Consider the following 1,160-nt stretch of genomic DNA (forward strand, 5'->3'; position numbering starts at 1 on the left):
GTTGTGAATATAAATCGTTTATCTGTTTGTGGATGGATCGTTGTAAGACGGAAAGGTCATCCAGATACACGCAGCCTGCACTCCCCCCACCAGGAAGCAGCATGCGTACCAAATTTAATAAACCCTCTATGTTTTCCTGTAAAATAACAGCATCCATATCCCTCGCCTTAAACAGCCGCCATAATAGGCTCTACATAACCGACAGGCATATCCACACAGGCACATCCCAACATATTCAGGCGAACGGCGATCTTACTCTTGCCATCCACATTAACCAGTTCACCTACAAGCCCCGTCAGGGGGCCTTTAATCACGCGGACCTTTTCACCACGGGCCAAAGGGGCACTGTTCATGCTTATCGATTCTTCTGAATAATCAAGCATGAAACGGAAACGGGCCATCTGCTCGTCAGGGATTACGGCAGGACTACTCTCGCCGCGCATCACCATGTAACGGCTCACAGTAGAAAAACTCAAGACTTCCATGCGTTCCCTAGGGTCAACGTGTACGAAGACCATCATAGGAAGCAAGACGGAGGTGACCAGCTTGCGACGGTCGCTCCATTGGTGGAATTCCTGTTGAACGGGAACGAAATTCTCGATACCCATCTTGTCCAGATGCTCCGAAACCTTCTTTTCATGGTGCATCCGAACCAAAGCAACATACCAGCGTTTTGAGTGTGCTACGCCTTCCCCTGTCCCATTAATAGGCCCAGCATTGAGTGATTTCTTTTTTCTTAAAATCATGTTTTTTTACCCCATGTTTATCCGTTACTTCTTAGGTAACTCACAAACAAAGGACAAGCGAAACAGGGAACTTTTTTCAACGAAAACATCGGAAGAGGACTGGTATTCAGGAAATAAGGCAGAAGTGAAGGTGTCTTTCATAAATTGGAATAAAAAAAAGACATAACACGGATATTGTCATTTTCCGTCTGTTATGCCGACTTTTGATTCATTTTAAGAAATTAATTTCATTTTTGTTTGCGTATTTTCATAAATATGTCCATCTTTGCGCCATGAATCATTCCGTTACCTAAGAAGTAACACACACCCATAAACACTGTATATCAGGATTCTAAATCACACATACAGGCCAGAACCGCACCTCTTAACGTAAGACAAATTCATCCGGTTCACCTCCGTACGCTCTTTCAGTTC

At 44.2% G+C, this 1,160-nt stretch carries 2 protein-coding genes; both read right to left on the minus strand.

Annotation, left to right across the window (positions count from 1 at the left end; genetic code table 11):
• Positions 1 to 157, minus strand: a 157-nt coding sequence (locus DW640_RS24185) for a UpxZ family transcription anti-terminator antagonist (protein WP_304466183.1), incomplete at its 3' end; no start/stop codon positions are given.
• A gap of 10 nt (positions 158 to 167) precedes the next feature.
• Entirely contained in the window at positions 168 to 746 is a 579-nt protein-coding gene (locus DW640_RS23045) for a UpxY family transcription antiterminator (RefSeq protein WP_072067381.1), read from the minus strand.
• Positions 747 to 1,160 lie beyond the last annotated feature (414 nt).

This window comes from Bacteroides sp. AM23-12 (assembly GCF_003434395.1).
GTDB classification, from domain to species: Bacteria; Bacteroidota; Bacteroidia; order Bacteroidales; family Bacteroidaceae; genus Bacteroides; species Bacteroides thetaiotaomicron.